Raw genomic sequence first — 26765 nt, forward strand, 5'->3', positions numbered from 1 at the left:
ACCCGTGCCCCACGCGCGCACCCGTGCCCCCTAGCGCGGACCCGTGCCCCCTAGCGCGGACCCGGTCGCCAAGCGCGGAGCCGTGTCGCCAAGCGTGGACCCGTGCCCCCAACTGCGGACCCGCGCGGCCCGCCGCCCCGCCCCGGCTCGGCTCGGCGTATCAACCCCCACCGCACCCCGCATCCCAGCGCTGCCAGGCTCGGCCCCGCCCGAAGCGGCCCCGAGTGGCCGGCGGTCAGCCGCGCAGGCGCAACCCCCTCGGCGTGGTGCGGAAGCCCGCCTCGGTCAGCGCGTCTCGCAAAGGCGACGCGTGCACCGACTCGCCGTCCGCGCGTTCGACGGACATCGCGCCCAGCGCCCCCGACCGCACCGAGGCCGCCAGCGCCTTGCCCGCCGCGATCAGCGCCTCGGGATCGTCCACGAAGGACAGCAGGGTCTTGCCGCCGCGTTCGACGTAGAGGATCAGTTCGCCCGAGACCAGGATGACCAGGGCGCCCGCCTTGCGCCCGGCCCGGTGACCCGCCTTGGCCACCGGCTCGCCGTCGCCGCTGTCGATGATGCGCTCGGGCCACGGCAGCGCCGCCCCGTACGGGTTCGCGGGATCGGTCGCGGCCAGCACCACGGCCGTCACGCCCGCGCGTTTGGCCAGTTCGGCCGGCTCGGCCAGTGCCCGTAGCCGGTCGACCGCCCCCGGCACCGCGAACTGCGCCGCCCCCAGCCCTTCGACGAAGTAGCCCCGGCGGGCCGCGCCCCGTTCTTCGAGCGCGCCGAGCACCGGATAGACCCCGGCGAACCCGCCGACCGGCCCCTCGGCCATGACCGCGCCGCGGGTGACCACGCCGTGGCGTTCGAGCAGCAGGTCGGCCAGGGCGGCGGCGCGCCGAGTCGGATCGAGGTCGCGGTCGGGGAGCCGGGACCAGCGGCCGGCCATGTTCGGCGGACCGCCGCGGGCCGGCATCGCGATGCGGCCGGGCCGTCGATAGCGGCTGCGGGCCGGGGCCGCCTTGGACTTGTGCGCACCACTGCCGCCGAGCAGGGCCCGGAGCGGCGCCAGCGTGTCGTTGGTCAGGTGACCGGCCCAGACCAGGTCCCACACCACGGCCGCGAGCTTGGTGTCGTCGGTCGAGCCGACCCGATCGGACAGCGAGCGGAAGAACAGCGCCTGCCCCTCGCCGAGCGCGTCGAGCACGGCTTGATGCAGTGGCGTCGCGGCGAATTCCTCGTCGGCCGGCGGCAGCAGCAGGGGCGCGGTGTCCGCGTAGGCCAGGGTGACCCATCCGTCGTTGTTGCCGATCGAGCCCGAACCGGCCCACAGCACGTCACCGCCGCCGCTCATCTCGTCGAGCATCGGCGGCGTGTAGTCACCGACCCGGGCCGGCAGCACCAGCCGTTCCCAGGCCGAGGCCGGCACCGCGATGCCCTGGAGCTGCTCGATCGAGGCGGACAGCGCGTCGATCCCGCGAGCGTTGCCGCCGATCTGGTGCCAGCGGGGCAGGAACGCGGCCAGCACCCGGGGCGGCACCGGCTCGATCTCGCGGCGCAGCGCGGCCAGCGAGCGCCGGCGCAGCATGCGCAGCACCTCGGCGTCGCACCACTCGTTGCCGGCGCCGCCGGGGGAGAACTCGCCCTGCGCGACCCGGCCGGTCGACGAGAGCCGCTTGAGGACCTGCTCGACCACGAAGACGCCGAGCCCGAACCGGGCGGCACAGGTCGCCGCCGCGAACGGCCCGTGCGTCCGCGCATAGCGGGCCACCAGATCGCCGAGCGGGTCGGCGACCGAGGACAGATAGGCCTCGGGCAGCCCGACCGGCAGCGCCACGCCCAGCGCGTCGCGATAGCGGCCGGCGTCGTCGATCCCGATCCAGCGTTCCTCGCCCGCCACCCGGATCCGGATGGCTCGCCGGTTGGCCTCCAGGGTGGACATCCACGACTCCTCGACCCCGCGCACGGCGAGCTCGGTCGGGGACAGGTCGCCCAGCAGGCGCAGCAGTTCGGCCGCGTCTTCGGCGTCGCGCGGCTGCCGTTGCGTGGTCAGCCACTGCAGCTGGGCCTCGGTCTCGCCCACCACGTCGGGGTCGAGCAGCTCACGCAGGTCGACCCGGCCCAGCAGCTCGCCGAGCAGGGTCGAGTCGAGGGCCAGCGCGGCCGCGCGGCGCTCGGCCAGGGGCGCGTCGCCCTCGTAGAGGAAGGCGCCGACATAGCCGAACAGCAGAGACCGCGCGAACGGCGACGGGCGGGGTGTCTCGACCTCGACCAGGCGCACCTTCCGGCCGGCCAGTTCGCGCATGAGGCCGGTGAGCCCGGGCAGGTCGAACACGTCTTGCAGGCATTCGCGGGCCGCCTCGAGCGTGACCGGGAAGTCGGCGAACTCGCGGGCCACGTCGAGGAGCTGGGCCGAGCGCTGCCGTTGCTGCCAGAGCGGCTGGCGGCGGCGCGGATCGCGGCGGGGGAGCAGCAGCGAGCGGGCCGCGCACTCGCGGAAGCGCGAGGCGAACAGCGCCGAGGTGCCGACCGATTCCTCGACCAGCTGGGCGATCTCGTCGGGTTCGAAGGCGACCAGATCGGCGCCGGGCGGTTCCTCGGCCGTGTCGGGCAGGCGGACCACGATGCCGTCGTCGGAGGGCATCACCTGGCCGTCGACCCCGTACCGCTCGGACAGCCGCCGCGCGATGGCCAGCGCCCACGGCGCGTTGACCCGGGCGCCGAGCACACAGTGGACGGTCATGCGCCAGTCGCCCAGCTCGTCACGGAAGCGCTCGACCACCACCGTCCGGTCGTCGGGCAGGTTGCGGGTGGCCTCGCGTTGCTCGCGCAGGTAGGCCAGGAGGTTGCCCGCGGCCCACTCGTCGAGCCCGGACCCACGCAGGGTCGCGGTCGCCTTCTCGTCGTCGGCGCGGGTCAGCGAGCGCAGCTGGGCACCGATGGCCCGGCCCAACTCGATCGGCCGGCCGGGCGAGTCACCCTTCCAGAACGGCATCTTGGCCGGGGCGCCGGGCGCGGGGGAGACCAGCACCCGGTCGGGCGTGATGTCCTCGATCCGCCACGACGTCGAGCCCAGCAGGAACACGTCGCCCACCCGGGACTCGTAGACCATCTCCTCGTCGAGCTCGCCGACCCGGGAGGCCCGCTCGGAGCCGGCCAGGAACACGCCGAACATGCCACGGTCGGGAATGGTGCCGCCGCTGGTGACGGCCAGGCGCTGGGCGCCGGGGCGGCCGGTCAGTTCGTCGGTGCCGCGATCCCACACCAGGCGGGGGCGCAGCTCGGCGAACGCGGTGGACGGATAGCGACCGGAGAGCATGTCGAGCACCGCGTGCAGCGCCGACTCGGGCAGTTCGGCGAACGGCGCGGCCCGGCGCACCAGCGCGGCCATCTCGTCGACCTGCCACGCGTCGAGCGAGACCATGGCGACGATCTGCTGGGCCAGCACGTCGAGCGGGTTGCGCGGATAGCGCAGCTCCTCGATGGCACCGGCGCTCATCCGGTCGGCCACCACGGCACAGGAGACCAGGTCGCCCCGATGCTTGGGGAAGACCACCCCGCGCGAGACCGCGCCGACCTGGTGACCGGCCCGGCCGATGCGCTGCAGACCGGCCGCGACCGACGGGGGCGCCTCGATCTGCACCACCAGGTCGACCGCGCCCATGTCGATGCCCAGCTCGAGGCTGGAGGTGGCGACCACGGCCGGGAGGGCGCCGGATTTCAGCGCTTCCTCGATCTGCTTGCGTTCCTCGCGCGAGACGCTGCCGTGGTGCGCACGGGCGACGACCGGCGGCGCGCCACCGGCCTGCCCGGCCTGGGCCATCATCGCGGCGGGCGGTTTGGCCGGCGTCTCGGTGGGCGTGCCGGCGCGCTCGGCCGACAGTTCGTTGATGCGGGCGCAGAGCCGCTCGGCGCCGCGCCGCGAGTTGGTGAAGACGATCGTCGACCGGTGAGCCTCGATGAGGTCGAGCACCCTTTCCTCGACGGCGGGCCAGATCGACGGTGAGTGGCGGCCGGCGCCCGGGTCGTCGGGGTCGACGTCGGGCACCTCGTCGAGGCGGGTCATGTCTTCGACCGGGACCTCGACCGCGACCTCGATGGTCTTGGACGACGGGGGCTGGACGATCTCGACGTCGTGGGCGCCGCCCAGGAAGCGGGCGGTCTCGTCGATCGGGCGCACGGTGGCGGACAGGCCGATCCGCTGCGCCGGCCGGCCCAGCAGCGCGTCGAGCCGCTCGAGGGAGAGGGCCAGGTGGGCGCCGCGCTTGGTGGCCGCGACCGCGTGCACCTCGTCGATGATCACCGTCTCGACGCCGCGCAGCGAATCGCGCGCGGCCGAGGTGAGCAGCAGGAACAACGACTCGGGAGTGGTGATCAGGATGTCGGGCGGGGTGCGCGCGAAGAGGCGCCGCTCGTCGGCCGGCGTGTCGCCGGTGCGCATCGAGACCGTGATGTCGGGTGGGGCGATGCCGAGCCGCCCGGCCGCCTGCCGGATGCCGGTCAGCGGCGCCCGCAGGTTGCGCTCGACGTCGACCGCCAGCGCCTTCAGCGGGCTGACGTAGAGCACCCGGCAGCGGCGTTTCGGATCCTCGGGCAGGGGCTCGCGGGCCAGCCGGTCGAGTGACCAGAGGAAGGCGGCCAGCGTCTTGCCGGAGCCGGTCGGTGCGACGACGAGGGCATTGCGCCCGGCGCCGACTGCCCGCCAAGCACCCGCCTGAGCCGCCGTGGGCGCGGCGAAGGCCGCCGTGAACCACTCGCGGGTGGCCGGACCGAACTGCTCCAGAACCTCTTGCATGAATCCATGCTCCCTCGGGGGTACGACAAAAACCGAAGCCTCGCTAATGGGTCATCCGGGCATGAGTAGGACGTCCGGGCAGCGGAATGTCTCAACCTCCCGGACCATGGTGCAATCCGGTGGCGGAGGGATATACATGGGCGCCACTGGAGTAGCCGGCCTGATGTAGGAGACCCGATGCGAAACCTGCGGCGATTCGCCGCCGGCGCGGCGGCGCTGGCGACGGCCCTGCTCGGAGCGGCCCCGGCCCACGCGGCCGTGGGCAGCGGATACGTACGCCTGGCCCACCTCTCGCCCGACACCCCGGCCGTCGACGTCTATCTCAAGGCCGATTCCGGCGCGGTCGAGCCGCAGACCTTCCGGGCCGTGGCCTACGGCGACATGTCCCGCTATCTGCGCCTTCCGACCGGCACCTATCAGGTCGCGATGCGCAAGGCCGGCGCCCCGGCGAGCGAGAAGCCGGTGATCACCACCGAGGTCGGCGTCGAGAACAACGGCGCCTACACGGTGGCCGGCGTCGGCCGTTTCGCCGATCTCGGCCTGCGCGTGCTCAAGGACGACCTGCGCCTGCCCGACGCCGGCCGGTCGAAGGTGCGCATCATCCAGGCCTCGGTCAAGGCGCCCGTGCTCGACGTCGCGGGCAAGAACGGCACCACGATCGCGGACGGCGTCGAGTTCGCCACCACGACCGCCTACCGCGAGGTCAAGCCGGGCAAGTGGAGCGTGCAGGTCGAGCCGACCGGCGGCGGCCGGGCCAGCGAGCTGCCGTGCACCCTCGGCGCGGGCAGCGTCTATTCGCTGGTCGTCCTCGACGACGACGCGGGCGGGCTGAAACCCGAGTTGCACGTCGACGCCGAGCGCCAGGGCACGGTGCCGCTCGGCAGCGTGGCCACCGGCGTGGGTGGCACCGAGCCGGCTTCGCGGCTGCCCGGGGCCCTGCTCGCCGCCGCCGTGGCCGCTCTGGTGATCGGCGGCCTGGTGGTCGTCCTCCGGCGCCGGCTGCGCACGGCCTGAGGTCGGGGAGGCTCCGGTGGCAGGCGACGACACCGACACTCCGCTGATCGTCCGCATCCCGGCCGACCGCGCCGAGACGCCGGACGTCCCCGGCGAGGTCGAGGTCAACTGGGTCGCCCGGGGCCGCGCCAAGATCGTCAAGCCGGGCACGATCCGGGCGCGGGCCCTCGTGCCCGGCGCGCTGTCGATCCCCCGGCCCAAGCCCAGCCGTCGCCTGCGCCTGGGCCAGGCCGACACGCCCTTCCCGAGGCGGGTGTTCCCGACCGTGGAGCAGCCGGCCGAGACAGAAAAGGCCGAGACAGAAAAGGCCGAGACAAAAAAGGCCGAGACACAAAAGGCCGAGAAACCGGAACCAGCCACGACTGACGCGCCACCGATCCGAGCGGCAACCCCCACAAGCACTCCTGCCGGCGTACGGGAAAATCGTGCCGCGCCTGCGCCTCGGAGCTCTCACCCCGTACGGAAAAAGGGGTTGATCCTGCCCATCGCGGCGGCCGGCCTGGCCGCCGGTATCGCCGCCACCGGATATCTCGCCGTCACCGACCGCACGCCCTCCGACATGGGCCGATGGGCCGGAACCGCCACCAGCGCAGCGACCAGCGAGGCCCCGGCGGCCGCGGTCGAACGGCCCGCGGGCGACCCCTTCGGCAGCGTCGCCGCCCTCCCCACCGGCGCTCCGACCCGGCTCCGGATCGGTGCGATCAAACTGGACACCCCGCTCGAGAGCCTGACGATCGGCCCGGACGGCGCCCTCCGGCCACCGGCCCAATTCGCCGACGCGGGCTGGTACGCCGACGGCACCGCACCCGGCGACACCGGCCCCGCCGTCATCGCCGGCCACGTCGACTCCCGATCCGGCCCGGCCGTCTTCTACCGCCTGCGTGAACTGGCCACCGGTGACCGCATCGACGTCGTCCGCGGCGGCGCCACCGTCCCGTTCACCGTCACAGCCATCCGCTGGTATCCGAAGTCCGAATTCCCGACCGAGGAGGTGTACGGCCCGACCCCGGACCGGCAGCTCCGCCTGATCACCTGCGGCGGCGTCTTCGATCGATCGCTGCGCTCCTATCGCGACAACCTCGTGGTCTACGCGGTGGCCGGGTGATCGTCGTTCCGCTGGGAGAAGGGTCGAATTAGGGTGGTAGTCGAGTCGACTTCTGGGGGCGGGATGGCGGTCGCACGCATGCTCGTCGCCGGTCGGTATCGTCTCGGCGAGCCGGTCGGGTCCGGTGGCATGGGCCGGGTCTGGCTCGCGCGCGACGAGATGCTGGACCGTGACGTCGCGGTCAAGGAGTTCGTCCCGCCCGAGTGGATGACCGACGACGAACGCGCCCGGCTGCGGGATCGCACGCTGCGCGAGGCCCGCAGCGCCGCGCGGCTCAACCATCCGCACGTGGTGCGCATCTATGACGTCGTGCACGCCGACGGTCTGCCGTGGATAGTCATGGAATACGTGCCGTCGCGCTCGTTGCACCAGGTCATCCATGAGGACGGCCCGTTCTCGCCGGCCACCGCCGCCCGCATCGGGGTGGCCCTGCTCGACGCCTTGCGCGCCGCCCACGCCGCCGGCGTTCTGCACCGCGACGTGAAGCCGCACAACGTGCTCATCGGCACCGATGGCCGTGTCGTCCTGACCGATTTCGGTCTGGCCACCTTTGTGGACGACGGTGCGGTCACGGGTCCCGGTCTGGTCGTCGGCTCGCCGCAATACGTGTCACCCGAGCGGGCCCGGGACGGCACGTCGAGCCCCGAGTCCGACCTGTGGTCGCTGGGTGCCACGCTCTACGCCGCCGTCGAGGGCCGTTCGCCCTACGCGCGCGAGAACGCGATGGCGACCCTGATGGCGCTGGCCACCGAGGAGCCCGATGCGCCCTCGCGGGCCGGCATGCTCGGTCCCGTGCTCACCGGTCTGCTGCGCCGCCAGCCGCGCGACCGGCTCACCGCGGCCGAGGTCGAGCGCCGCCTGCGCATGATCGTCCTGGCCACTCCAGCGCCGCCCAAGGTGCCGTCGCCAAGACGCGTACGAGCCGTCATCGGGTCCGATATTGATCACTCAGCCGAGGTGCGGGCGATGGCCGCCGAACCGCCGCCGCCCGAAGACCCGCCGCCGCCCGAACCGCAGTCCCGCTCGGCCCTGGTCGCGGCCGGTCTGGCCCTGGTGGCGGTACTCGGCGTGGGCGGCATTCTGGGCGGATACCTGGTCCGCGACACGCCGGACGAGTCGGTCGCCGCGCCGCTGCCGGCCAGTGCCACCGTTCCGCCGTCCCCGGCCGCGCCGGCCGGCTTCTCCGCCGTGGCCTGCACCCGCACCGAGCCGGCCGGCCTGCCGAAGCTCCCGCTGCGCAACGCCTCGCGCGAGTCGCGGGACTGGGGCGCGGTGATCCCCGCCGGCTGGTCCTACTTCACGAACAACGCCGGCTTCGGGCTGGCGGTGCCGGACGGCTGGACCTGGCAGCGGATCAACAACACCTACTGCTTCCGCGACCCGGTCGGCGACACGGTGATGAGCCTCGACACCGGTCGCAACCCGGCCGGCGATCCGGTCCAGGCCTGCCGCGCCGAGGCGGCCCGGCTCGTGAAGGCGGGTGTGCTGCCCGGCTACAAAGAGATCCTCCTGGAGCGGAGGCCGCTGCTGAACAAGACCGCGGACTGGGAATACCAGTACGTCCGGAAGGGCGTGCCCATGCACGCCCAGACCCGCTGGCTCGTCAAGGCGGGCCGGGGTTTCGCGATCACCTGGGCCACCCGCGAGTTCGACTGGACGGGCGACCTGGGAAAGATCAACATGGTCCTGGCCACCTTTAATGCACAGCCGACGACAGGCTGACTCTCAGGTTTTCTTCAGCCTGGGTTGTTAGCGTTTCGGGTCATGAGCGGCAGTAGACAGCCGGGCTCGGCCCGGCTCCCCGTTGGAACACCTCGGCCGTGTTGATCGTCACCGGCCTTCTCCTGGTTCTTGTCGTGACTGCCGTCACCGGCTATTTCGTGGCGCAGGAATTCGGCTATGTCGCGGCCGATCGCGGCCGTCTGCGCAGCGAGGCCGAGCAGGGCGACCAGGCTGCCGCCCGCGCCCTCAAGGTCACCGAGCGGCTCTCGTTCGTGCTGTCCGGGGCGCAACTCGGCATCACCGTCACCGCGCTGCTCGTCGGTTACGTCGCCGAGCCGTTCATCGGCGAGGGCCTGTCCGCGCTGCTCGACGGCGCCGGCGTCCCCACCGCGGTGAGCATGCCCGTCTCGGTCGCGGCCGCCCTGCTGCTGGCCACCGTCGTCCAGATGGTGCTGGGCGAGCTGGCGCCGAAAAACCTCGCCATCGCGCGCGCCGAAACCCTGGCCAAGGCGCTCAGCCGGTCCACGCTGATGTATCTGACCGTTTTCGGGCCGATCATCCGCCTGTTCGACCGCACCGCCGCCGGCCTGCTGCGCCGCATCGGCATCGAGCCGATCGAGGAACTGCCCGAGGGCGCGACCGAGGAGGATCTCGAGCAGATCATCCGCGAGTCCCGGGCCAACGGCGGTCTCGACGCCGAGCTCTCCACGCTGCTCGACCGCGGCCTCGACTTCCGCGGGCGCACGGCCGCCGAGGCGATGATCCCGCGCGTCGACGTGCACACTCTCCCGGCCACCGCGACCGCATCCGACGTGGTCGCGCTGCTCGACTCGCATCATTCCCGTTTCCCCGTACGCGGTGACGAGGTCGACGAGATCGTCGGTGTCGTCGGCATCTCGGACGTCCTGGCGATCGACCCGGCCGACCGCGACACCAAGCCGATCTCGACCGTGATGTCGGCCCCGGTGCTCGTGCCGTCGTCGCTGCGGCTGCCGGCCGTGCTCGAGCGCCTGCGCTCGGCCCACCGCCAGCTCGCCTGCGTGGTCGACGAGTTCGGCGGCTTCGCCGGCATCATCACGCTCGAAGACATCGCCGAGGAGCTGGTCGGCCAGATCCGCGACGAGGACGACGAGGCCGAGCCCGCGCCGGTCCGCCAGTCCGACGGGTCGTGGCTCGTCCCGGCCCGCTGGCGCATCGACGAGATCACCGATGCCACCGGTGTCGACCTGCCGGTCGGCGATGACTACGAGACGGTGTCCGGCCTGGTGCTGGCGCGGCTCGGGCGGGTGGCCAAGGCGGGCGACTCGGTCACCCTCGACGACGGGTCCCTTTCCGTACGGGTGGAAAGCGTCGACCGGCACGTTCCTCTCACGGTTCGGATCTCACGATGAACGCGCTCTGGGTCACGTTGCTGCTGCTCGGCAACGCCTTCTTCGTCGCCGCCGAGTTCGCCCTGGTGGCGAGCAAGCGGCACCGTCTCGAGCAGGCCGCTTCGACCGGCAGCCGGGCGGCCAAGGCGGCCCTCGACGGCACCAGGGAACTGTCGGTCATGCTGGCCGGCGCCCAGCTCGGCATCACGCTGTGCTCGCTGGGCCTGGGCGCGCTGGCCGAACCGTCGCTGGAGCACCTGTTCGGCCCGGCCCTGCACGCGCTCGGCCTGCCCGATGTGGCCAGTCACGTCATCGCCTTCCTGCTCGCCCTGATCATCGTCACGTTCCTGCACCTGGTGATCGGCGAGATGATGCCGAAGTCGTGGGCGATCACCCACCCCGAGCGCTCGGCCATCCTGCTGGCGGTGCCCTTCCGCCTCTACGCGCGGATCGTCGGCCCGGCCCTGCGCGTGCTCAACGCCATGGCCAACGCGGCACTGCGGCCCTTCGGCGTGCATCCGCAGGACCAGTTGGCGCAGGCCCACGGGCCGGCCGAGATGCGGATCCTGCTCGACCGCTCCCGGGCCGAGGGCCTGATCGAGGCCGAGCAGAGTGAGCTGCTGACCAGCGTGCTCAGCCTGGCTTCTCTTCCCGTACGCGAGGTCATGCTCCCGACCGACCGACTGGTCTCGGTTCCCGAGCCGGCCGCCGTCGCCGACATCGAGCTCGCGTCCCTGACCAGTGGCCGTTCCCGGCTGGCCGTCACCGGCACCGACGGTGCGGTGGTGGGCGTCGTGCACGTCCGCGAGGCCGTCCGGGCCACCGCAACCGGCCGGGACGCGACGGCCGCCGAACTCATGGAGCCGCCGTTCCTGCTCGACGCCGGGGTCAACGTCGTCGAGGCGGTGGCCGCTCTCCGGGCCGGACGCGCCCAGCTCGCGGTCGTCACGGACGACGCCGGGGCTCAGGTCGGGTTCGTCGCCCTGGAAGACCTCCTCGAGCAGGTTATCGGCCGCTTCGACGACGAGACCGACCAACTGCCCGCCCCGGCCAACGCCTGAATCAACCACCCCTTCAACGGCCCGGCGCAGGACGCGCCGAGCCAGTCCGGCGCACCCGCGTCGGGCGCCCGCAAAGTTCCCGCCACCCCAAATGTCAGTTCAAGGAGGAATGACCCGGTGGTTTTCAAGAAGATGATGCGCGCCTTCGGCGTCGGCGGCCCGACCGTCGACACCGTGCTGGCCAACCCGAACGTGCGACCCGGACAGCCCCTGGAGGGCCAGGTCCGGATCGCCGGCGGCGACCACGACGTCACCATCGAGGGAATCGTGCTGGGCCTGGTCTCCCGGGTCGATTCCGAGCACGGCGAGAACCTGGTCGAGTTCTACCGGCTGCCGGTGTCCGGGACCTTCCAGCTGCGCAAGGGCGAGAACCGCGACATTCCGTTCCAGTTCCCGATCCCGTGGGAGACGCCGGTCACCGACGTCTACGGCCAGCGGCTGCACGGCATGACGATGGGCCTGCGGACCGAACTGTCGGTGGCCAAGGCGGTCGACAAGGGCGACCTCGACCACGTGTCGGTGCACCCGCTGCCGGCCCAGGAGCGGATTCTGGACGCGTTCGCGCGGCTGGGCTTCCGCTTCAAGAAGGCGGATCTCGAGCGGGGTGCGATCTACGGCGTCAACATGACGCTGCCGTTCTACCAGGAGATCGAGTTCTACCCGCCGCCGCAGTTCGCGGGGGCCATCAACGAGGTCGAGCTGACCTTCATCGCCGACCCGCAGGGTGTCGAGGTGGTGCTGGAGTTCGACAAGCGGGGCGGTTTCCTGCAGCCCGGTCACGACTCGTACGGCCGTTTCCGCGTCAACCACGCCGATGTCGACACGACCGACTGGGCCGCGGTTGTCGACGGCTGGGTGTCCGAGGCGGCCGGCCGTTACCAGGGCATGCGCGCGGCGGGCGGCTTCCCCGGCGGTCACGGCGCCCCCGGCTACCCGGCGCCCGGTCACGGCGCCCCCGGTTACCCGGCGCCCGGTCACGGCGCCCCCGGTTACCCGGCGCCCGGTCACGGCGCCCCCGGTTACCCGGCGCCCGGCTACGGTGCTCCGGGTTACGGCGCGCCGGCGCCGGGCTATGGCGCGGCCGCGTACGGCGCCCCGGGCTATGGCCAGCCCGGTTATGGCCACCAGGGTCACCACGGCCACTACCGGGGCCACGGTCATGGCCGGGGCGGCGGCATGGGCATGGGCGGCGTGGCGATGGGCGTCGCCGGTGGTGTGGTCGGCGGCATGATCCTCGGCGAGGCCATGGACGGCATGTTCGAGGGCGACGACGAGGACGGCGGCGGCGACGAGGAGTGACTTGCTCCGGCCGTGCGTTCCCAATGAATTGGGGCGGAACGCACGGCCAGCTCGCGGGCGGCCCAGCCGGTTCGGCCGGGCCGCCCGCGGCACCCTTCGCCAGCCCCGCGCTCGTGCACCGCGCCCCGTGCCCGCACATCGCACCCCGTGCCCGCACATCGCGTGCCGTGCCCGCACATCGCGTGCCGTGCCCGCACAACGCGCCGCGCGCCCGTGCAACGCGCCGCGCCCGCGTCGGCCCAGCGGCGGTGTCAGCCGACGCTGGCGGTGGCCAGCTTGATGCTGAAGCCCACGAACAGCGCGCCCACACCGGCCGCCGCGCCCGCGGCCAGACGCCGGCGCCGCTGGAACTGACCGGCCAGGAACTTGCCACCGAAGATCAGGGCCGACAGGTAGAGCAGGCTGAACAGCTGCACGACGGCCCCGAGCACCAGGAACGACAGGGCCGGATGGGCATAGCCCGGCTCGACGAACTGGATGAAGAACGACACGAAGAACAGGATCGCCTTCGGGTTGAGCAGGCTGATCACGACCGACCGGCGGAACGGGCTGCGCAGGTCGGCCGGCTCCTCGATCGTCGTGCCTGTCGCCTCGCCCCGGCTGCGCCATTTCCGCACGCCACCCCGGACGATGCCGAACCCGATCCAGAGCAGGTAGGCGGCTCCGGCATATTTGATGACCAGGAACAACGGCGGATAGGTGCGCAGCAGCGAGGCCGCCCCGGCCGCCGACAGGACCATCAGCACCGTGTCGCCGAGGAAGACCCCGGCCGCGGCCTGATAGCCGGCCCGCACCCCGCGCCGGGCGCCGACCGAGAGCACGAAGATCGAGTTAGGCCCGGGCAGCAGGATGATCGCCACGGTGCCGATCACATAGGTCCAGAAGTCGGTGATCCCCAGCATCGCGGCCTCCTAAGCGACCGCGAGGGCGGTGGAACCACCCGCGGCCAGCAACTCTCGCAGCCGTCGGCCGGCCTCGGGCCACTCGTCGACGGTCATGCCGAACACTACGGTGTCGCGCCACGAGCCGTCGGGCCGCCGTTTGTGCCGGCGCAGCACCCCCTCGCGAACCGCCCCGAGCCGGGCGATCGCCTGCTGGGAGCGCTGGTTGCGATCGTCGGTGTACCAGAACACGCGCTCGGCCCCGAGCTCGTCGAACGCGTGGCCGAGAAGCACCAGCTTGGCCTCGGTGTTGACCCCGGTGCGCCACCACCGCCGCCCGACGATCGTGTGCCCGATGGCCAGCGCCCGCTGCTCCGGATCGATGTCGTGATAGCTGGTCATGCCGATCACGTCGCCGGTGGCCGGATCGACCTGGGCCCACAACGCCCGGCTGCCCGTCCACTGCGCCCGGAGCAGGCCCGCCAGGTAGTCACGCATCGCCTCGACCGTCGCCGGCCGTCGCGTGGGCAGGTGTTCCCACACCTCGTCGTCGCCGAGCGCCGCCACCAGCCCGGCGGCGTGGCCGAGCGTCAGCGGCTCGAGGCGCACGCGTTGCCCGGTGAGTGGCAGCGGGGCCGCCCAGTGCGACCCGCCAGGCAGGTAGCCGGGTGTGGCGGCCGTGACGCCGGCGTCGGCCGTGGGCGGCCCGAACACGCGCCGGATCGGCAGGACGCCGGCCCAGTGGGGCAGCGGGAGGTCGTCGGGATCGTCGAGCACCCCGCCCCGGCGGGCCCGGGCCGACACCTCGACCAGCGGCAACGCGAGCACACTGGTCTGCGCCGCCTCCTTGGCGTCGGCGGCCCGGCTGTCGGTGGACCGGCCCGCGCCGACCTTGTCGACCAGGGCGGCCATCGCCGCAAGCTTCTCGTCGGGGTCGGTGACCAGGCGGGCCCGGCCGTGCACGATGACCGAGCGGTAGTTGGCGCTGTGGTGCAGATGAGACCGGGCGTAGACCAGACCGTCGAGCAGGGTGACGCTGACCACGACCGGCACCTCGCCGCCGCGGGCCGACAGGCCCATGCGGCCGCCGGACGAGCCGTGCAGATAGAGCGTCTCGCCGGCCCGGACGTGCAGGGTGGGCAGCACCCGCGGCTCGCCGTCGACCACGAAGCCCACCGTGCAGTCGAACGCCTCGTCGAGGATGGCGTGGGCCAGTTCGCGGTCGTAGTGCATGCGGTCGCGGTAGCGGGTGGCGGTCGTGCGGCTCGTCCGCGGATAGAGGTCGGACATCGGGCCCTCCCGGCTTGCCATTCTTGCTGTACTAGTACAAACTCTGTCTTGTGTCAGCACAGTATCAGGTCTCCGGTGACAGCGCCGCCTCGATTTCCGCCAGCATCGAGCAGGGCGTCCGTGCCGGCGACTGGGTGTTCGGCGCCGCGCTGCCGCCCGTCCGGGTGCTCGCCGAGAGCCTCCACGTCAGCCCGGCGACGGTGGCCAAGGCCTATCAGGAGCTGCGGCAACGCGGCGTGGTCGAGACCGAGGGCCGCCGCGGCACCCGCATCCGGTCGCGTCCGCCGGTGGCCGGGCCGCGGTCCGCGCTGCGCCTGCCGGTCCCGCCCGGTGTGCGCGACGTCTCGTCCGGCGAGCCCGACCTCGGGCTGTTGCCCCCGCTCGACCGGGCGCTGCGGGCCGTCGCCGAGAGCAACGGCCCACCCCAGGGCTACGCGTCGGCGTCGGCCATGCCCGAGCTGATCGAGGCGGCCCGGCCCCGGCTGGTCGCGGGGGGCATCCCGGCCGGCGAGGCCCAGATCACCGTCACCTCGGGCACTCTCGACGCCATCGAGCGTCTGCTCACGGCTCATCTGCGCGCGGGCGACGCGGTCGCCGTGGAAGATCCGGGCTGGTCCAATCTGTTCGACCTGCTGGCCGCGCTCGGCCTCCGCCCGCTGCCGGTGGCCGTCGATCAGCAGGGTCCCGACCCGGTCGCGATGGCCGCCGCTCTTCAGGCCGGCGCCCGGGCCGCGGTCGTCACTGTGCGCGCGCAAAATCCGACCGGCGCCGCCGTCAGTGCCGCCCGGGCCGATTCGCTGCGTGCCCTGTTCGCGGGTCATCCCGGTGTCCTGCTGATCGAGGACGATCACGCCGCCGAGCTGGCCGAGGATCCGCCGCACTGCATTGGCCCGGTCACCGGCGCGTGGGCGGTCACCCGCTCGGCGTCCAAGCCGTTCGGCCCCGATCTGCGCATCGCCGTGCTGGCCGGCGACGAGGCCACCATCGCCCGGGTCGCCGGCCGCATGCGCATCGGCTCCGGCTGGGTCTCCACCGTTCTCCAGCGTCTGCTCCTGCATCTGTGGCGCGACGACGAGGTCACCGCAACCGTCGCGCGGGCCGCCCGGGCCTACGGCGATCGCCGCCGGGCCCTGATCGAGGCGCTGCGATCCCGGGGCGTTCCCGCCGAGGGTGCCACCGGCATCAACGTCTGGGTGCCGGTGCCCGACGAGACCCGCACGGTCGGTCTGCTGCGTGAGGCCGGCTATGCCGTGGCGCCGGGTTCCCTGTTCCGGCTGTCGGCTCCTGCGGGCGTACGGATATCAATCGGTCCTCTGCCCGAGGCGCAGATCGCCGCGCTGGCCGAGGCCGTGGCCGTCGCTGTTCGTCCGCCGTCGTTCTATCCGCCGACTCGTTAGGGTGCCCGGGATGCTTTCGTGCCGGGGTTTCGGGTAGAACGTTGTCCATGCCTAGGACCGAAGCGCCGGTCGGCGCGCAGCAGTGGGTGCCGGACGAGCCGCGGAGCATCGACCAGCTCAAGTCCGCGGCAGCCGGCTGCGAGGGCTGCGAGCTGCACGCCGACGCGACGCAGACCGTGTTCGGCCGCGGTGCCCCGCACGCCCGCCTGGTGCTGGTCGGCGAGCAGCCGGGCGACGTCGAGGATCAGAAGGGCCTGCCCTTCGTCGGCCCGGCCGGGCGGCTGCTGCGCGAGGCGGTCGACGATTCCGGCCTCGACGCGAGCGACGTCTACATCACGAACGCCGTGAAGCACTTCCGCTTCGAGCTGCGCGGCCGGCGGCGCATCCACCAGAGCCCCGGCCCCGCCCACATCACCGCCTGCCGGCCCTGGCTGGTGGCCGAGTTCTCGCTGCTCAAGCCCGAGATGATCGTCATTCTCGGCGCCACCGCGGGGCGCGCCCTGCTCGGGCCCTCGTTCCGGGTGACGCAGCAGCGGGGGCGGCTCATGCCGTGGCCCGCCGCGGCCCAGCATCCCGAAGACTTCCCGGTCGCCGAGTGCCAGGCGCTGGCCACCATTCATCCGTCGGCCGTGCTGCGCGCCGACGACCGCGAGACGGCGTACCGCGGCCTGGTCGACGACCTCAAGCTGGCGGCCGCCGCTCTGCGGTGAGCATCTGCTCCAGCCCGTCGAGGATGCGCTCGAGGCCGAAGCGGAACGAGCGCTCCGAATCCCGGATGGCGTTGTACTCCTCGCCGGCTGCGGTGCCGACCCGGCCCGAGATCGGGTAGCCGCCGGGCGGCATCACCCGCTCAAGCACCGGCGCGTTGACCGCCCACCAGTCCGCGTCCGAGACGCCGCTCTGCTCCGCGATGCGAAGGGCGGCGATGTCGGCCCGCGCCGACGCCCACGTGAAGTCTCCGATCAGCGTGATGGTCTGATCCATCTCGAGGTCGCCGAAGCCGGCCCCCTCGATCGCCGCCAGTTGCCACTCGTACCGGTCGGAGCCGTTGGGCCCGATCCACGGCCGGCTCTGCTCGACCTGCAGCAGCCACGGATGCCGGTGGAACTCGTCCCACATCTGCCGCGCGACCGCCGTCAGCCGCTCGCGCCAGGCGCCCTCGTGCGGCGTCAGTTCGGGTTCGCCCATCACCTCGTCGACCATCAGACCGATCAGTTCGTCGCGGCCCGGCACGTACGTGTAGATCGACATCAGCTTGAGGCCGAGCCGGTCGGCGACCTTGCGCATCGAGAACGCAGGTAGCCCCTCCTCGTCGGCCACCTCGATCCCGGCCCGGATCACCTCGTCGACGCTGAACCGCTGCTTCGGCCCCCGGGAGCCCTGCGGCGTCCCGAGCGTCCGCCGCCACAACAGGGTCAGGGTGCGGTCGACGTCCGAATTTTCCATGTGCGGATATTACCCCGTGGGGTGTACGGTGTAGCGCGCAGCAAATACCGTAAGGCATACGGAGTTAGGGGCGACGGGTGAATCTCGAGGCGGACGGACTACGGAAGAGATACGGCGACGTACAGGCTCTGGACGGTTTCGACCTGGCGGTGGCTCCCGGAGTGATCCACGGCCTGCTCGGTCCGAACGGCGCCGGCAAGACCACGGCGGTGAAGGCCCTGGCCACCCTCATCGATGTCGACGAGGGTGTGGCCCGGGTCGCCGGCTACGACGTACGCACCCAGGCCGCCCAGGTCCGCCGCCGGATCGGGCTGATCGGGCAGAACGCCGCGGTCGACGAGATCCTCGGCGGCCGGCAGAACCTGGTGATGTTCGGCCGGCTCTACGGCCTGAGCAAAGTGGACGCCCGGGCCCGGGCCGACCGGCTGCTCGACATGTTCGGGCTGGTCGACGCGGCCGAGCGGGCGGTTTCGACCTACAGCGGCGGCATGCGGCGCCGCCTCGACATCGCGGCCGGCTTCATCCTCACGCCCGCCGTGCTCTTCCTCGACGAGCCCACCACCGGCCTCGACCCGCGCGCCCGCAACGAGGTCTGGGCCGCCGTCCGCGAGGTCGCCGCGGCCGGCACCACGGTGCTGCTGACCACCCAATATCTCGACGAGGCGGACCAGCTGGCCGCGCGGATCTCGGTGATGAACCACGGCCGGGTCGTCGCCGACGACACTCCCGGCGTGCTCAAGCGCCAGATCGGCGGCGATCGGGTGACGGTGACGATTCCGGCCGGCGCTCCGCTGGAGACGGTGACGCAGCAGCTCGCGGCGGCGGTCGGGATCCCGGCCGTGCCCGACGACGAGGCGCGCAGCCTCACTTTCGAGGTCGGTTCCGGCGTCACCGCGCTCGCCGCCATCGTCCGGGCGCTCGACGACTCCGGCATCACGCCCGAGGACCTGGTGCTGCGGCGCCCGACTCTCGATGAGGTCTTCCTCACCCTCACCTCGCAGGAGGCAATCCGATGACCGCCGTACGAGCCGGGTGGATCCTGACCCAGCGAAACCTCGCGCATTGGGTTCGCCAACCGTGGGCACCGATCTTCGGACTGCTCTTTTCGATCATGCTGTTGCTGGTCTTCGGTTTCCTCTTCGGCGGCGCCATCACCGTGCCCGGCGGGGGCGACTACATCACCTTCCTGCTGCCCGGCATGCTGGCGCTGAGCATGATGTTCGGCGTCGAGAGCACGGCGACGGCGATGGCGGGCGACGCGCGCAAGGGCATCACTGACCGATTCAGATCGCTGCCCATCGGCAGCGCCTCGGTTGCTCTGGGCCGGGTCGGCGCGGATATGGCCAACTCCGCGCTCGAACTGCTGGTGCTCATCCTCGGTGGCCTGCTGATCGGCTGGCGGATCACTTCGGACCCGGCCTCGGCCGCTCTCGCCGTGATTCTGCTGCTTTTCCTGCGATTCGCGATGCTCTGGATCGGCATTTTCGTCGGCCTGACGTTCCGTGGCGACGGCGCGACCATGGCCGTACAGGTGCTGGTCTGGCCGATCGGATTCCTCTCCACCGCGATCGTCTCGGCCGAGACCATGCCGGACTGGCTGGGCGCGATCGCCGCCTGGAATCCCTTGTCGGCCACGGCATCGGCGGCGCGTGAACTGTTCGGCAATCCCACCGGAATCACCGAGGGGCCGCTCGCCGACCACGCCGTCTGGCTGGCGCTGGGCTGGCCGGCGCTGCTCACGGCGGTCTTCCTGCCGCTTTCGGCGCGCGCCTATCGCCGGTTGCGAGCCTGAGACCATTTTCCCGTACGTGGTGAGGCCGCGCTCGGCGTCCGAGTCTTTACCCCGTACGGGAAAATGCCCTTTCCCGTACGCCGTCACGCGCGCGCCCCGGGGTCCTGGGGCGGTGTCGGGGAATGGGTACGCTCGGGGTGTGCGGTTGACGGATTTCTGGGCGCGGCTGGAGGAAGCCTTCGGTCCCGCCTATGCGCGCAGCATCGCGGCGGACCATTCTTTTGCCGGCCTCGGTGACCGGACAATCGAGAAAGCGATTGCGGACGGTATCGATACCGCCACTATCTGGCGTGCAGTCGTGGCCGCGTACCCCGATCGGGTGCCCGCTCGCCTGCGTTGACCCGATTTTCGTACACCCGTTCTGGCGTGTCACTCGTTCGTCGTACACGTGTTCGGCTATTGTCCACAGCGGCTCGTTATCCACAGGCTCGAGCCGGGCGGTCGATTTTTGTCATACCCACCGCTTACCTTGATGCCCGTGGTGAACAGAAGCGCATCGGCGAAGACGACCGTTAAATCGGGTACAGGGGTGGCGGACATGGTGGCAGGACCTGACCGGGACAAGGCGCTCGATCTGGCGCTGGCTCAGATCGACAAGCAGTTCGGCAAGGGCTCGGTGATGCGCCTGGGGGAGCGTCCGGTCGTCGAGACCGCGATCATCCCCACCGGCTCCATCGCGCTCGACGTCGCGCTCGGCGTCGGCGGCCTGCCGCGGGGCCGGGTCATCGAGGTCTACGGGCCGGAGTCCAGCGGTAAGACGACAGTCGCGCTCCACGCGGTGGCCAACGCGCAGCGCAACGGCGGCATCGCCGCGTTCATCGACGCCGAGCACGCGCTCGACCCGGAATATGCGAAGGCCCTGGGCGTCGACACCGACGCGCTGCTGGTCTCGCAGCCCGACACGGGTGAGCAGGCGCTCGAGATCGCCGACATGCTGATCCGCTCCGGCGCGCTCGACATCATCGTCATCGACTCGGTGGCCGCCCTCGTGCCGCGCGCCGAGATCGAGGGCGAGATGGGTGACAGCCACGTCGGTCTGCAGGCCCGCCTGATGAGCCAGGCACTCCGCAAGATCACCGGCATCCTGAACAACTCGGGCACGACCGCGATCTTCATCAACCAGCTCCGCGAAAAGATCGGCGTCATGTTCGGCTCGCCCGAGACGACGACCGGTGGCCGCGCGCTGAAGTTCTACGCCTCCGTCCGCCTCGACGTGCGCCGCATCGAGAGCCTCAAGGACGGCACCGACGTGGTCGGCAACCGCACCCGCGTCAAGGTCGTGAAGAACAAGGTGGCCGCGCCGTTCAAGCAGGCCGAGTTCGACATCATGTACGGCAAGGGCATCTCGCGCGAGGGCTCGCTGATCGACGTCGGCGTCGAGCAGAGCATCATCCGCAAGTCCGGCGCCTGGTACACCTACGACGGTGACCAGCTGGGCCAGGGCAAGGAGAAGGCGCGCGAGTTCCTCAAGGAAAACCCCGACGTCGCCGCCGAGATCGAGAAGAAGATCCTCGAGAAGCTGGGCGTCGGCCAGACGACCGGCGACGCCGCGGGTGGCCCGGAGCTCCCGCCGGTCGACTTCTGATCGGTAGGTCCACATCGTGCCGGCCCGACGGGGCGCACGTTCCGGCCGCGGGTGGGACCCGGTCCCGCCCCGGCCCGCCCGCGCCTACGATGAGCACCCGCCCGGCGAGCCCCATACCGGCGACGACCAGGAACGCGGCAACGTTCCACCCCGTCGCCGGCGGGCCTCGCCGGGCGGAATCCCCTACCGCGACGACCTGACCATTACCCCCACCGACGCTTCCGCTCCCGACGACGCCGTTCCCGGCGGCTCGTCCACACCGCGCGTTCGGCGCGGCATCCAGAGCGGCTTGCGCGCCGACGGCTACGCCACCCGCAACGACGAGGCTGATCTCGGCGGGGTGAGTCGTGGTGTTCGGAGCGGCTTGCGCGCTGACGGTTATGCGACCCGTGACGATCTCGCCGTCGGCTCGGACGGGATTGATCGCGACGGCGAGGCCGATCGCGGCAGCGCTGGTCGTGGTGTTCGGAGCGGCTTGCGCGCCGACGGCTATGCCACTCGTGACGACGAGGCTGATCTCGGCAGGGTGAGTCGTGGTGTTCGGAGCGGCTGGCGCGCCGACGGTTCTGCCGCGCGTGGTGACGACGTCGGCCGTGGCGGGGCTGGGCACGACGAAGCAGGGCTCGACGGTGCCGGACATGATGAGGCGGAGCGCGACGGAACCGGGGGAGCGGGCGGTCGCGGGCGCCGGGGCCGGCGGGGTCGTGGCGGGGATCGTGCCCAGGGTGGCGTCGTCCGGCAACCCGGGCAGAGCGAGAGCGAGCGGGCGCGTGAGATCTGCCTGCGTCAGCTCGCGGTGCGGCCGCGCACCCGGGCCGAGCTGGCCAAGGTGCTCGCCCGCAAAGAGGTCCCCGACGAGGTGATCGCCGAGGTTCTCGACCGCTACGACGAGGTCGGGATCATCGACGATGCGGCCTTCGCCCGGGCCTGGGTGACCAGCCGCCATCAGGGCCGTGGTCTGGCGCGCCGTGCGCTGGCCAACGAGTTGCGCCAGCGTGGCGTCGACGCCGAGGTGGCCAGTGAGGCTCTCGAGACGCTGGACGAGGATGACGAGGCCGCCACGGCTCGCGCGCTGGTCGACCGCAAGCTCCGCACGGCCACGGGCGCACCCGACGCCGTCTTCCGCCGTCTGGTCGGAATGCTGGCGCGCAAGGGTTACCCGGCCGGCGTGGCCATCCGTGCGGTCAAGGACGCGCTGGCCGCCCGCGACGCCGAGGCAGCCGAGTTCGCCGACCAGCTCGACGCCGACGCCCTGGCCACCGACATCGACCCCACCGCCTGACCCACCCCACCACCGGCGCTGACAGGGTCTTCCGTTGTGTGGCGCCTCAATCTGGCCGCCGACCAGCGGCGCTGACCGGGTCTTCCGTTGTGTGGCGCCTCAATCTGGCCGCCGACCAGCGGCGCTGACCGCGTCTTCCGCCGCGTGACGCACCAACCTCGCCACGTCGAGTTGCACCCTCGCCCTGCGGCGTCCTGGCCTTCTCGCGTGGCGTCCGATCGCTGGCGTAGTCGGCCGAGTCGACACCCATCCCCGCGTCCGCGTGACCGCGTTCAGTCTCAGCCGCGTTTGGAGCTGCCGCGGCCGCACAGGTCTGCCCCCTCGATCACGACGTGGCTGTGGTTTCGTGTCGCGGCCCACCCTGCGATCGCGTGGGGTCGCAAGGGTGATCGGGCAGGTCGAGGGCGTCTGCGGCAGACATCGGCGTTCGCCACTGGTTGGTAATATGCGGCATTGTGACCGAGTCTTCGCAGGGCAGGTTGCGGGGCCACGGTCCCTTCCCGGAGGGTGCCGAGCCGACCGCTCCGCTCATTCCGCAGCAGCAACCCAACCCTGCCTCGGCCGCCCCGGCATCCCCGTCGCCGACGGGCGCAGCCGCAGCCCCGCCGCAGCCGACTGCCCCTGCGTTGCCGCCGCGGGCCACCGCCCCGGTGCCGCCGCAGCAGGTGAGCGCTCCCACGGTCCCTGCGCAGGCGAGCAACAACCCGCCGCCCAGCGACGAGCCCAGCAACCCCACGCCGCAGTCCGGCCCCGCCCCGGCTAGCGAGACCCCAAATCCCAGCACCCCATCCGGTCCGGCCGCCGGAAGCCCACACCCCGCCGGTCCGACCAGCGGAATGCCGACCGGGTCAACACCGAACAGCGGCATGCCGACCGGGTCAACACCGAACAGCGGCGTGCCGGCCAGCGGAGGCCCACACCCCGCCGGTCCAGCCGGCGGAATGCCGACCGGGTCACCGACCAGCGGCATGTCGGCCAGCGGGACCCCATACCCCGGCGGCCCGGCCAGCGGCGTGCCGGCCAGCGGAGGCCCACACCCCGCCGGTCCAGCCGGCGGAATGCCGACCGGGTCACCGACCAGCGGGACCCCATACCCCGGCGGCCCGGCCAGCGGCGTGCCGGCCAGCGGAGGCCCACACCCCGCCGGTCCAGCCGGCGGAATGCCGACCGGGTCACCGACCAGCGGCATGTCGGCCAGCGAGACCCCATATCCCGGCGGCCCGGCTAGTGGCGTGCCGGCGAGCGGGAGCCCGTACCCCGGCGGCCCGGCCAGCGGGAGCCCGTACCCCGGCGGCCCGATCAGCGGACCCCCGACCGGCAGCGCCTACGGTCCCTTCCACGGCGGCGACCCCTTCGGCGAGCGTCAAGAGGGCTGGACCGACACCCCCTACGGCTTCAGCACCCCTCCCGGCCGCCGCATCGAGCCGTCCCCGCCGCCCGCGCGCAACCGCCTCGTCATCGGCATCCTGGCCGGCCTGGTCGCCGGCCTCCTGCTCTTCGGCACGGGCGGCTACTTCGTGGGCCGGGCCACCGCCCCCAACGAGCCGAAGGCCCAGCAACCAAGCCTGGGCTCGTTCGAGCAGAACCAGCTGACCCTCAATCGGGCCACCTTCGCCGGCACCGCGCTGACCCCGATCGCCGAGGGCTTCCTGCCCTATCTGACCTCCTGCACCCGGCCCAGGGCCAACACTGGCGAGAAGGCCCGGGTCCGCTGTTCCCTGGACGGGATGAGCGCGATCTTCGTCGAGTACGACTCGGTCGCCGACCGGGACCGGGCGCGGGCGAAGGCGGACACCGGCGACGCCCCGGAACTCACCCCGGGGGTGGCCCGGGCGACTGAGGGGACCACCCCTTCGGGCCGAATTACCGGCAACTACCTGGAGTACGCGTACCGTCTCACCGAGAGTGGCACGACGAGAACGGTCAGCGGTGTGTGGTGGGACGACGCCCGGACCCCGGTTGCCGGCTACCTGCTGGCGTACTGGAAGGAAGGTCTGGGGGAGAAGTGGGAACCGATGCGCGATCTCTGGTCCCGGTACGCCTGAAATGCCCGTCGGTGTCGTGAGCTGGGGGTAAGCGAGTCTGTGCCCTAAGTCCCATCCGCTGCCGAATCATGGATCCTTGACCGAAGTGGCACTCGCGACCTAGCCTCGCGTTACACAAGGTTTGTTCGACCATCGCAAGCAACAGTCACAACATAGATCGCATTACATTACGGCATCACTTGTAGCCAGCAAGCAGCCACAGATACGGCACCGGCGCGAGACCGCATGCGTCGTGGAGCCGATATAAGGGCGGTCGGCACCGTCGCACCCCCAAGTGGGCGGCGGGTCGATGAGTCGTGCCTTGGTCGGGCATCCCGCAGCAACGGGCCCGCACGTTCACACCGTGCCGGGCGGAGGGAGACGCGCCGAGATGACGACCACCCTGGACTGGGTGCTGGTGGTGGCGATCGTCGTCCTCGCCGCGATCGTGGTGGCCGGCATCGTGCTGGGCACCCGCGCGATGCGACAGCTGCACCGGGTCCGGGTGGACGACCAGGGTCAGGGTCAGGCCGTCGACGACGCGCTGGCCAAGGTCGAGGACGCCAACGCCAAGGTCGAGGACGCGAACGCCAAGGTCGACGACGCCAATGCCAAGGCCGCTTCCGTACGCGCGGAGGCCGCTGCCGCCAAGGCCGAGGCGGGCGCCGCCCGGGCCGAGGCCCGCCGGGTGCTCGAGGCCGCCCACAGCGAGGCCGACACGATCCTCGAGCACGCCCATCGCCAGGCCGAGGCCGACGCCGAGCAGGTCCGCACGGCTGCCCGCCGCCAGGGTGAGCGTGAGGTGGCGCTGCTCAACACCACCGCCAAGGAGCAGGCCGCCGAGGTCGAGCGCCGCGCCGCCCGGATCGACGAGCGCGAGCGCCTGCACGGCGACGAGGTGGAGCGGCTGGTCGAGCGGGAACGCCGCCTGGCGACCATGGACGCCGACCTCGTCACCCGTGAGGCGGCCCTGGCCGGTCGCGAGTCCGAGCTGGCCGGCGTCGAGGAGAAGAAGCGCCGCGAGCTCGAGCGGATCGCCGGGCTGACCGCCGACATCGCCCGCACCGAGCTCGTCGAGAGCATCGAGGCGCAGGCCAAGCGGGAGGCCGCGATCCTGGTCCGCGACATCGAGAGCGAGGCCAAGAGCACCGCCGACACCCGGGCCCGGCACATCGTCGTCGACGCCATCCAGCGGATCGCCAGCGAGCAGACCTCGGAGAGTGTGGTCAGCGTGCTGCACCTGCCGAGCGACGAGATGAAGGGCCGGATCATCGGCCGTGAGGGCCGCAACATCCGGGCGTTCGAGTCGGTCACCGGGGTCAACCTGATCATCGATGACACTCCCGAGGCGGTGCTGCTCTCCTGCTTCGATCCGGTACGCCGTGAGGTCGGTCGCCTGACCCTCGAGAAGCTGGTGCTGGACGGCCGGATTCATCCGCACCGCATCGAGGAGGTGTTCGAGAGCGCCAAGGGCGAGGTCGAGCAGCTCTGTGACCGGGCCGCCGAGGAGGCGCTGGTCGACGTCGGCATCACCGACCTGCACCCCGAGCTGGCCAAGCTGCTGGGCCGGCTGCGCTACCGCACCAGCTACGGCCAGAACGTGCTCAAGCACCTCATCGAGACCGCCCACATCGCCGGCATCATGGCGGCCGAGCTGGGCCTGGACATCCCGACGATGAAGCGGGCGGCGTTCCTGCACGACATCGGTAAGGCGCTGACCCACGAGGTCGAGGGCAGTCACGCGCTGATCGGGGCCGACCTGGCCCGCAAGTACGGCGAGTCGGAAGACGTGGTGCACGCGATCGAGGCGCACCACAACGAGGTTCAGCCGCAGACCATCGAGGCCGTGCTGACCCAGGCCTCGGACGCCTGCTCGGGCGGGCGTCCGGGGGCACGGCGGGAGAGCCTCGAGGCGTACGTGAAGCGCCTGGAACGCATCGAGGAGATCGCCGCCAGCAAGGTCGGCGTCGAGAAGGTCTTCGCGATGCAGGCCGGGCGCGAGATCAGGGTGATGGTGCGCCCGGACGACATCGACGACATCGGTGCGGCCGTGCTGGCCCGCGACGTGGCGAAGCAGATCGAGGAGGAGCTGACCTATCCGGGTCAGATCCGGGTCACGGTGGTGCGGGAGTCCCGCGTCACCGAGCTTGCTCGTTAGCCAGCCCCAGCTGCTCGCGGAGGATGTCGGCGTGGCCGCAATGCTGCGCCAGCTCCCGCAGCAGGTGCAGGTAGACCCAGCGCAGCGGCAGCGGCCCGCGACGGTTACCCGGCAAAAGATCATCGAGGCCGAACCCGATGGCGGCGGCTCGGGACTCATCGCACACTGACAAATACGTTTCCCGTACGGACGCAATGGTGTCCGAATCATCCAGGATGAACGATTCGTCGGGGTCCGTGGGGATGCCGATCTCGGCCCGCGACCGTCCCGTGACCGCCTCGTCGAACCACACTTTCTCGACGAAGGTCGCATGCTTGACCAGGCCCAGCAGCGTCGTGCGGGACGGCACGAGCGAGCTGCGCACCTGCTCCTCGGTGAGGTCGTCGAGACAGTCGTGCAGAGCCTGGCGGTGCTCGTCGAGGAAGACCTCGAACTGGGCTCGTAGCGGCTGGTCGGTGACGTCGTCCGTGGAGATCATGGCGGCAGCATGTCAAGAGCCGGCATCCGGGAGCAAGCCGGATCGACGTGAGCGTGCAGACACCAGCCGGACAGGAGTGAGCAG

At 71.8% G+C, this 26765-nt stretch carries 19 protein-coding genes and 1 pseudogene; 15 read left to right on the top strand and 5 right to left on the bottom strand.

Features of this window, described 5'->3' with window-relative positions; all coding sequences use genetic code 11:
- Positions 1 to 235 precede the first annotated feature (235 nt).
- Positions 236 to 4777, bottom strand: a complete 4542-nt coding sequence (locus KOI35_RS02090) for an ATP-dependent helicase (protein ID WP_215784262.1) — start codon at positions 4775 to 4777, stop codon at positions 236 to 238.
- 177 nt (positions 4778 to 4954) lie between these two features.
- Between KOI35_RS02090 and KOI35_RS02095 the strand changes: the two genes are divergently transcribed.
- The 6 genes from KOI35_RS02095 (at position 4955) to KOI35_RS02120 (ending at position 12348) form a co-directional block, all read left to right on the top strand.
- Complete coding sequence (locus tag KOI35_RS02095; protein ID WP_215784263.1) at positions 4955 to 5791, top strand: DUF4397 domain-containing protein; 837 nt, start codon at positions 4955 to 4957, stop codon at positions 5789 to 5791.
- Positions 5792 to 5807: 16 nt separating this feature from the next.
- The gene (locus KOI35_RS48720; protein WP_308120741.1) at positions 5808 to 6896 is read left to right on the top strand and encodes a class F sortase; all 1089 of its coding nucleotides are present in this window, start codon (positions 5808 to 5810) and stop codon (positions 6894 to 6896) included.
- A 78-nt stretch (positions 6897 to 6974) separates the two neighbouring features.
- The gene (locus KOI35_RS02105; protein ID WP_246612358.1) at positions 6975 to 8618 is read left to right on the top strand and encodes a serine/threonine-protein kinase; all 1644 of its coding nucleotides are present in this window, start codon (positions 6975 to 6977) and stop codon (positions 8616 to 8618) included.
- A 98-nt stretch (positions 8619 to 8716) separates the two neighbouring features.
- Positions 8717 to 10009, top strand: a complete 1293-nt coding sequence (locus KOI35_RS02110) for a hemolysin family protein (protein WP_215784265.1) — start codon at positions 8717 to 8719, stop codon at positions 10007 to 10009.
- Positions 10006 to 11049, top strand: a complete 1044-nt coding sequence (locus KOI35_RS02115; RefSeq protein ID WP_215784266.1) for a hemolysin family protein — start codon at positions 10006 to 10008, stop codon at positions 11047 to 11049. The genes KOI35_RS02110 and KOI35_RS02115 overlap by 4 nt, the downstream gene beginning before the upstream one ends.
- Before the next feature lie 117 nt (positions 11050 to 11166).
- On the top strand, positions 11167 to 12348 hold the full coding sequence (locus KOI35_RS02120) for a sporulation protein (RefSeq protein ID WP_215784267.1): 1182 nt from the start codon (positions 11167 to 11169) through the stop codon (positions 12346 to 12348).
- A 251-nt stretch (positions 12349 to 12599) separates the two neighbouring features.
- Here the strand turns inward: KOI35_RS02120 and leuE are convergent, their stop codons facing one another.
- Both leuE and KOI35_RS02130 read right to left on the bottom strand, forming a co-directional pair.
- Entirely contained in the window at positions 12600 to 13250 is a 651-nt protein-coding gene (leuE, locus tag KOI35_RS02125; protein ID WP_215784268.1) for a leucine efflux protein LeuE, read from the bottom strand.
- 9 nt (positions 13251 to 13259) lie between these two features.
- Positions 13260 to 14540 (bottom strand): bifunctional pyridoxamine 5'-phosphate oxidase family protein/GNAT family N-acetyltransferase, encoded by a 1281-nt coding sequence (locus KOI35_RS02130; RefSeq protein ID WP_246612359.1) that lies wholly within the window; start codon positions 14538 to 14540, stop codon positions 13260 to 13262.
- A gap of 29 nt (positions 14541 to 14569) precedes the next feature.
- Here KOI35_RS02130 and KOI35_RS02135 point away from each other — a divergent pair, with 29 nt between their 5' ends.
- Both KOI35_RS02135 and KOI35_RS02140 read left to right on the top strand, forming a co-directional pair.
- Positions 14570 to 15916 carry an aminotransferase class I/II-fold pyridoxal phosphate-dependent enzyme gene (locus tag KOI35_RS02135; RefSeq protein ID WP_215784269.1) on the top strand — a complete coding sequence of 449 codons (1347 nt, stop codon included), beginning with the start codon at positions 14570 to 14572 and terminating at the stop codon, positions 15914 to 15916.
- 47 nt (positions 15917 to 15963) lie between these two features.
- Positions 15964 to 16626 (top strand): UdgX family uracil-DNA binding protein, encoded by a 663-nt coding sequence (locus KOI35_RS02140; RefSeq protein ID WP_215784270.1) that lies wholly within the window; start codon positions 15964 to 15966, stop codon positions 16624 to 16626.
- On the opposite strand, the gene KOI35_RS02145 is transcribed toward KOI35_RS02140, so the two are convergent.
- Entirely contained in the window at positions 16598 to 17362 is a 765-nt protein-coding gene (locus KOI35_RS02145; RefSeq protein ID WP_215784271.1) for a TetR/AcrR family transcriptional regulator, read from the bottom strand. The two genes, KOI35_RS02140 and KOI35_RS02145, sit on opposite strands and share 29 nt — an antisense overlap.
- A 77-nt stretch (positions 17363 to 17439) precedes the next feature.
- Here KOI35_RS02145 and KOI35_RS02150 point away from each other — a divergent pair, with 77 nt between their 5' ends.
- From KOI35_RS02150 to rny, 7 genes and pseudogenes are all read left to right on the top strand, one after another.
- Entirely contained in the window at positions 17440 to 18378 is a 939-nt protein-coding gene (locus KOI35_RS02150) for an ATP-binding cassette domain-containing protein (protein ID WP_215784272.1), read from the top strand.
- Positions 18375 to 19154, top strand: a complete 780-nt coding sequence (locus tag KOI35_RS02155; RefSeq protein WP_215784273.1) for an ABC transporter permease — start codon at positions 18375 to 18377, stop codon at positions 19152 to 19154. The genes KOI35_RS02150 and KOI35_RS02155 overlap by 4 nt, the downstream gene beginning before the upstream one ends.
- 139 nt (positions 19155 to 19293) lie before the next feature.
- Entirely contained in the window at positions 19294 to 19494 is a 201-nt protein-coding gene (locus tag KOI35_RS02160; RefSeq protein ID WP_215784274.1) for a DUF3046 domain-containing protein, read from the top strand.
- A gap of 198 nt (positions 19495 to 19692) precedes the next feature.
- Positions 19693 to 20739, top strand: coding sequence for a recombinase RecA (gene recA / locus KOI35_RS02165; RefSeq protein ID WP_203377732.1), 1047 nt, complete (start codon positions 19693 to 19695; stop codon positions 20737 to 20739).
- Positions 20740 to 21514: 775 nt separating this feature from the next.
- Positions 21515 to 22021, top strand: a complete 507-nt coding sequence (locus KOI35_RS48725; RefSeq protein ID WP_215784751.1) for a regulatory protein RecX — start codon at positions 21515 to 21517, stop codon at positions 22019 to 22021.
- 1232 nt (positions 22022 to 23253) lie between these two features.
- On the top strand, positions 23254 to 24066 hold the full coding sequence (locus KOI35_RS02175; RefSeq protein ID WP_215784275.1) for a hypothetical protein: 813 nt from the start codon (positions 23254 to 23256) through the stop codon (positions 24064 to 24066).
- Positions 24067 to 24661: 595 nt separating this feature from the next.
- Positions 24662 to 26203 (top strand): annotated as a pseudogene (gene rny, locus KOI35_RS02180) (ribonuclease Y); the annotation flags it as partial.
- Here rny and KOI35_RS02185 read toward each other — a convergent pair.
- Positions 26184 to 26681 (bottom strand): DinB family protein, encoded by a 498-nt coding sequence (locus KOI35_RS02185; RefSeq protein ID WP_215784277.1) that lies wholly within the window; start codon positions 26679 to 26681, stop codon positions 26184 to 26186. The pseudogene rny and the gene KOI35_RS02185 sit on opposite strands and share 20 nt — an antisense overlap.
- Positions 26682 to 26765 lie beyond the last annotated feature (84 nt).

Source organism: Paractinoplanes bogorensis, from assembly GCF_018829635.1.
GTDB classification, from domain to species: domain Bacteria; phylum Actinomycetota; class Actinomycetes; order Mycobacteriales; family Micromonosporaceae; genus Actinoplanes; species Actinoplanes bogorensis.

Excerpts from the sequence above, each read along its gene's own strand:
- KOI35_RS02090 (WP_215784262.1), bottom strand. The coding sequence starts at position 4,777 with ATGCAAGAGGTTCTGGAGCAGTTCGGTCCGGCCACCCGCGAGTGGTTC.
- KOI35_RS02095 (WP_215784263.1), top strand. The coding sequence starts at position 4,955 with ATGCGAAACCTGCGGCGATTCGCCGCCGGCGCGGCGGCGCTGGCGACG.
- KOI35_RS02105 (WP_246612358.1), top strand. The coding sequence starts at position 6,975 with ATGCTCGTCGCCGGTCGGTATCGTCTCGGCGAGCCGGTCGGGTCCGGT.
- KOI35_RS02115 (WP_215784266.1), top strand. The coding sequence starts at position 10,006 with ATGAACGCGCTCTGGGTCACGTTGCTGCTGCTCGGCAACGCCTTCTTC.
- leuE (WP_215784268.1), bottom strand. The coding sequence starts at position 13,250 with ATGCTGGGGATCACCGACTTCTGGACCTATGTGATCGGCACCGTGGCG.
- KOI35_RS02130 (WP_246612359.1), bottom strand. The coding sequence starts at position 14,540 with ATGGCAAGCCGGGAGGGCCCGATGTCCGACCTCTATCCGCGGACGAGC.
- KOI35_RS02140 (WP_215784270.1), top strand. The coding sequence starts at position 15,964 with ATGCCTAGGACCGAAGCGCCGGTCGGCGCGCAGCAGTGGGTGCCGGAC.
- KOI35_RS02145 (WP_215784271.1), bottom strand. The coding sequence starts at position 17,362 with ATGGAAAATTCGGACGTCGACCGCACCCTGACCCTGTTGTGGCGGCGG.
- KOI35_RS02155 (WP_215784273.1), top strand. The coding sequence starts at position 18,375 with ATGACCGCCGTACGAGCCGGGTGGATCCTGACCCAGCGAAACCTCGCG.
- recA (WP_203377732.1), top strand. The coding sequence starts at position 19,693 with ATGGTGGCAGGACCTGACCGGGACAAGGCGCTCGATCTGGCGCTGGCT.
- KOI35_RS02185 (WP_215784277.1), bottom strand. The coding sequence starts at position 26,681 with ATGATCTCCACGGACGACGTCACCGACCAGCCGCTACGAGCCCAGTTC.